Source organism: Clostridium tarantellae (assembly GCF_009295725.1).
Taxonomy (GTDB): domain Bacteria; phylum Bacillota; class Clostridia; order Clostridiales; family Clostridiaceae; genus Sarcina; species Sarcina tarantellae.
Genome location: NZ_WHJC01000614.1, coordinates 1 through 607 on the forward strand (window position 1 = coordinate 1; position 607 = coordinate 607).

A 607-nucleotide genomic window follows, 5' to 3' on the forward strand; every position below is an offset into this window, starting at 1 on the left:
GATAGGAAGTGATTACTTTATGGAAAATCTTATATTTTACCAAAATAAATTAGAAAATATATGTTGGGTAAATTCTAAAGAAATAAAATTGGATCATAGTTTTTTAGAGGGAAAAAGATTAACAGGTTTTAAACCTATATATGATTTAATAGATTTTTTAGAAAAAAAAGAATCTATAGATAATGATTTAATTTTATTTTGTTATAAAGTTATATATTGTTTTAAAGATATAAAAATAAAAACTTTGGATTTACATAATTATTATAAATTTTTAATAAAAAGTATAACTGTTTGGTCTACTTTTTGTGATAATGAAATTCCTACTTATGATGCACATAAAAAAGATATGTATAATAATACATTATTACCTGTAAAAGAATCTATATACTGTGAAAATATCTCATCTATACAAGCTGATTATAATAATGTACTTATAAAAATACAAACTTTAACTGAAGGTATATTATATGAATATAAATCAATAAAATATATTAATGATAGGGATGAGATTAATATTTTTATCAATAAATGGACAAAAGTATGTAAGTTGCTTTTTAATATTACAAATAGATTTTCTATAAAAGTAAACTCTTTAGGAATTCATATT

General features: G+C 19.1%; 1 protein-coding gene. It reads left to right on the top strand.

Features of this window, described 5'->3' with window-relative positions:
* Window positions 1-19: 19 nt before the first annotated feature.
* The coding region (locus GBZ86_RS16625; RefSeq protein WP_152892505.1) for a hypothetical protein at window positions 20-607 on the top strand (588 nt) is incomplete at its 3' end.